This window comes from Mesorhizobium sp. M7A.F.Ca.CA.001.10.2.1 (assembly GCF_003998575.1).
Lineage (GTDB): Bacteria > Pseudomonadota > Alphaproteobacteria > Rhizobiales > Rhizobiaceae > Mesorhizobium.
Window position 1 is genome coordinate 1 of the sequence record NZ_RZQY01000476.1, and the last position, 4,688, is coordinate 4,688.

Consider the following 4,688-nt stretch of genomic DNA (forward strand, 5'->3'; position numbering starts at 1 on the left):
CAATGGTGCTCATACAAGAATCTTTAGGCAAGAATCCGTAGGCGAGAGGGCCGCCCCCGAAAATGTCGCAGCAGCCGGTGCAAACCGTTTCAGGCAAGCTCATACTGCTGATCAAGGCCGGCTATTGGCTGGCCCTGCTGATCATTGCGGCCATGGTGATCGCCTCCTTCATCCTGCTGCAGCAGATGATGGCCACCCAACAGCACAATCACACCTTGCTCGACATCGTCAGCACACAAAAGACGCTGTCGCAGCGCATCGTCTTCCTTGCCGGTGCAACGGGCGCCGGCTCACGCGACAAGCAACCGGCGCTGGTCAGCGCGCTCAAGCAGGCAACGGCGGAGTTCGAGACGAACTACGACCTGCTGCTCGATCAGACGGGAGCCGATCCGCAATCGCCGGCCAAGCTTGACCCGAAGTCGATCGAAAGCGTCCTTTTCGCCAAGCCCTTCCACCTCGACTATTTCTCGGTCGGGCTGATCGCCAATGGCGACCGCCTGATCTCGGCCTATGAATCGCAATTCAGCGGCAATGGCGGTTACAAGGGCGGCGACGAACGCGTCAATCTCGACGCCTCCGTCGCCAATGCGACCTTGTCGGGCTACGCCGCGCTTGGCCAGCGCATCACTGCCGACGCCGACGACCGCTCCGAGAAGCTGCTCGCTCTCCATCGCACGCTGTTCTACGCCACAATCGGCGTCATCATACTGGTGGCGCTCTTCATCTTCAGGCCGATGTCGAACGCCATCCTGCGCAAGACGCATGAATTGATCGACGCGCGCAATTCCATGGCCTTCATCGCGGTGCATGACGGCCTTACCGGCCTGCACAACCGCACGTTCCTGACCGATCATTTCGACACGCTGATCAAGGGAACGCACCGGCGTCGCGAACGCCTTGCCGTCGTCCAGCTCGATCTCGACCGATTCAAGCAGATCAACGATACGCTCGGCCACGCCGCCGGCGACTATGTGCTGGTCGTGACGGCACAGCGCATGCGCGATTCCTGCCGGGCGTCGGATCTGTGCGTGCGCCTGGGCGGCGACGAGTTCGTCATGATCCTCGGCGGCGCCGGCGGCACCGAAGACATCAATATGCTGGCGCGACGCATCCTGGCACATATCAACGAGCCGATCGTCTTCCAGGGCACGACCATTCTCCCAGGCGCCAGCGCCGGCATCGCGGTCTATCCGATCGACGCCGACAATGCCGGGGATTTGCTGGTCCACGCCGATCTGGCGCTTTACTCCGCCAAGAGGCTTGGCGGCGGCAACTTCTCCTTCTTCTCCGAGGAGCTGCGCCGCGAACTCGACTATCGCAAGCAGCTCGAGCACGACATCAAGGTTGCCATCGCCGAGCGGGCGTTCCAGGTCTATTTCCAGCCGCAGGTCTCACTGACCCACGGCACGATCAGCGGCATCGAGGCGCTGGTGCGCTGGAACCATGCGGAGCGCGGCATGATCCCGCCCGGCGAGTTCATTCCGGTCGCCGAGAAATGCGGCTTCATGCCCGAGATCGGCCGCATCGTCATCACCAAGGCGATCAACGAGGCGGCCGAATGGAACCGCGCCGGCATTGCCTTCGGACGGCTTGCCGTCAATGTTTCCGGCACCGAGCTGCGCGAACACGATTTCGATGCGTTCTTGTTCGAGACGCTGGAAAAGGCCGGGCTGCCGCCGCAGAAACTGTCGCTGGAAATCGTCGAATCCGTCATCCTCGATGACGAAAAGACGGGTATCGCGGCCAAGCTGCGGCACATCCGGGCAGCCGGCGTCCATCTCGAACTCGATGATTTCGGCACCGGCTATGCTTCGCTCAGCCATGTCAACCCGAACGAGATCGACCGGCTGAAGATCGATCGCCGCTTCGTCCAGAACATCCATGAGAATGGCGACAACTCGAAGATCGTCCGCGCCATCACCGAGCTGGCGCGTGGCCTTGGCATCTCGATCGTCGCAGAGGGCGCCGAAACCGAGGCCGAGCTCAATTCGCTGATGGCGATCGGCTGCGACCAGGTGCAGGGCTACTCCATCGCCTTCCCGATGCCGCACGACAAGGCGCTGGAATGGCTGACCGCCCGCATGCCCAAGAAGGCCAAGCTGACGGTGCTGCAAGGAAGCCTGGCATAGGTTTGCCTTTTTGTTTGCGCATGTCGTTATCCCAAAACCGCTGCGCACTTTTGGGCGACATGCACCGGCTCGCCTTGACAAGCCGTTGTGGACATGGCGGCCTTGTCGTGATCGCAACCGGATATCGGGGCTGATGACACCGTTTCGGTTTGTGCTGGCGGCGGTTTTGATTTTTGCGGTTCCCGCCCAAGGGGCCGATCGCATAATATATCTTACCTTCGACGATGGGCCGCTGAACGGCACAAGCAACATCCTCGATGTGCTGGAAGCCGAGCAGGTTCCTGCAACCCTATTCATGGTCGGCATGCACGCACAGGCTAGCGCCGCCAACAGAGCGCTCGTCCAGCGCGCCAGGCAGCTTCCTCTGGTGACGCTCGGCAACCACAGCTACAGCCATGCCTACAATCACTACCGGCATTTCTACGGCGACACCGAAGGTGTCGTCGCCGACATGGTAAGGGCAAACGCGGTGCTCGGGTTGAAGCCCGTGGTGCATGCAAGGCTACCGGGGCGCGACGTGTTCAGGCTGCCCTCCATGTCGAAGAACGACACCTCGCTTGGGCTCGCCCAGGAGGGGCGTGAAGAGCCCGACTACGAGTTTGTCGCTGCCTCAGGCTTCTATCTCTACGGCTGGGACCATGAATGGGTGCACAAGGACAACGGCGAGCCGGTGCAGAGCGTTGACCATCTGGTCAGCGAGATCGATCACCTGTTCGGCTATGGCCGCTTCGTCAAGCCCGGCAAGCTGATCCTGCTGATGCATGACGAGATGTTCCAGGACAGTTTCGACGGCAAGATGAAGCTGACCAATTTGATCACCGCATTGAAGCTGCGCCACTACACCTTTGGGACAATCCAGGGCTACGACGACTGAGGCGACAAGGACGGCCAGTTCTCAGCGGGTTGCGCATCGACACGCCAATCTGTCGCGGGATCAGCGAGGTGTCAAAGCACCTCGACTGATTCGCCGCGTAACTTGTGGCGGCGCAATTTGATGTATGTGCGTAAATTTGGCGTAATCTGAAAGCCAATCAGCTTCGTCTCCTGGAGGGGAGCAGCCCACGCCATCGTCTCGTAGCGGGCACCGTAACCTTCGATGGTGACGGCAAGATTTTCGCGGCCCAGATACCTCGCCAGAGTGGCACAGGCAGCAACCCTCGATCGTATGGACTGACCGTATTTGGGCGCAAACGCCAATCCTCCGTCCGCCAGGTCATCCACCTCATGGGCAAGCACCAGGAACAAGATGTCCTCGTCGCCGGCCGGCACGCCGGCATCCACAAGGCGCTCGGGGTCTCCGGTATCGAATTTCAGTCCGACCAGGCGGGCGACAAGACCTTCAACCCGGGGACCGATTGTTTGCTCCAGCCATCTGCGGTGTGCATCGGTGCGCCTGCTGGACTTTCCGTCCGGATAGTGGCCGCTGTCGTAGGCAGCGTGAAACATCGCGGCCAGGACAAGATCGACGCTTTTATCGAAATGCGCGGCCGATGACGCAGCTCCCACCGCATGGCAGATGAACGGCCGTCCTGTCTTGCGGTAGCGGCCGTTGAACATCGCGCAACACACACGATACGCCTTTTGCACCCGGGCGATATCGGCAACCGAATATCCATTCTCGTATAGCTGCATGTAGAGCGCCGTATTGGTCTGGCGCGGAACGAACGGATCTTTCTTGGTCAACTTGTCCCCCCGGACTTTGTTAGGTTTTCGTCAACTTTTCTCGGCAGAAGACGCACTGCTTCGCGATTTCCCTGCAGACTTGCAGTAGAATGAAACTGATCCCAAGCGTTTGGATCACCCTAGATCGTTACAAGTACGACAGGGAAAGTCCAGTCTAGGGGCTCTTGCAGGAAGCTTCGGCCGCGCGCTACGATCCTGGCGATAGCTAATTTCAGATTCGCAAGCCGAACCTGATGCCGTCATAGATGGCGGCATGAATGTTGCGCGAGGCGACCGCGTCGCCGATGCGGAACAGAACAAAGCCGCCTTCTGGATTGCGCTTGGGAAAGATGTCGCCACCGCTCACCAGACGCTCGTAGTCGACCGCGCCGCCATTCTTCGACAGCGGCTTCAGCAAGAGGTATAGATCGTCGAGCGGTAGCGTACCGTGCTCGACCACCACCTGGTCGACCCTGCGCTCGCCGCGCCAGCCATCGGCGAAATCCGAAGCCAGCTCTGCGATCAGCTGGTTGCCCTCACGCCGCACCGAACGCAGCCGCGTGTTGATGGTGATGGTGACGCCCTTTTCCTGGAAGGCCCTGATATAGGGCACATGGTTCATGCCGCCCATTTCCGGGGCAAAGAAACGCTCCGGCGATACAAGCTCGAGTTTCGAGCCGGCATTGGCGATCAGTTCGGCGGCGCCCATGCCCTGATGGCCGCCATTGTCGTCATAGAGCAGCACATTTTCGGCCGGCTTGACGCTGCCGGCCATGATGTCCCAACTCGAGGTGACAAGGTTGTCGCCTGATGTCAGCGGCGGGTTCTGCGGCAGGCCGCCGGTAGCGACCACCACCACATCGGGCGACAGCGCCAGGACATCGTCTTTTTCCGCCC

General features: G+C 60.5%; 3 protein-coding genes and 1 pseudogene. 2 read left to right on the forward strand and 2 right to left on the reverse strand.

Annotation, left to right across the window (positions count from 1 at the left end):
* Positions 1-62: 62 nt before the first annotated feature.
* On the forward strand, positions 63-2,129 hold the full coding sequence (locus tag EN964_RS25150; RefSeq protein WP_127272156.1) for a bifunctional diguanylate cyclase/phosphodiesterase: 2,067 nt from the start codon (positions 63-65) through the stop codon (positions 2,127-2,129).
* A gap of 133 nt (positions 2,130-2,262) precedes the next feature.
* The gene (locus tag EN964_RS25155; RefSeq protein WP_127270105.1) at positions 2,263-3,003 is read left to right on the forward strand and encodes a polysaccharide deacetylase family protein; all 741 of its coding nucleotides are present in this window, start codon (positions 2,263-2,265) and stop codon (positions 3,001-3,003) included.
* Positions 3,004-3,074: 71 nt separating this feature from the next.
* Here EN964_RS25155 and EN964_RS25160 read toward each other — a convergent pair whose 3' ends face one another.
* Together EN964_RS25160 and EN964_RS25165 are read right to left on the reverse strand one after the other, a co-directional pair.
* Positions 3,075-3,812, reverse strand: a complete 738-nt coding sequence (locus tag EN964_RS25160) for a hypothetical protein (protein ID WP_127270107.1) — start codon at positions 3,810-3,812, stop codon at positions 3,075-3,077.
* Positions 3,813-4,023: 211 nt separating this feature from the next.
* Positions 4,024-4,688: pseudogene (locus EN964_RS25165) on the reverse strand (N-methylproline demethylase); the annotation flags it as partial.

Bases quoted from the DNA above. Each gene is read 5' to 3' on its own strand.
- EN964_RS25150 (WP_127272156.1), top strand. From the start codon at position 63: ATGTCGCAGCAGCCGGTGCAAACCGTTTCAGGCAAGCTCATACTGCTG.
- EN964_RS25155 (WP_127270105.1), top strand. From the start codon at position 2,263: ATGACACCGTTTCGGTTTGTGCTGGCGGCGGTTTTGATTTTTGCGGTT.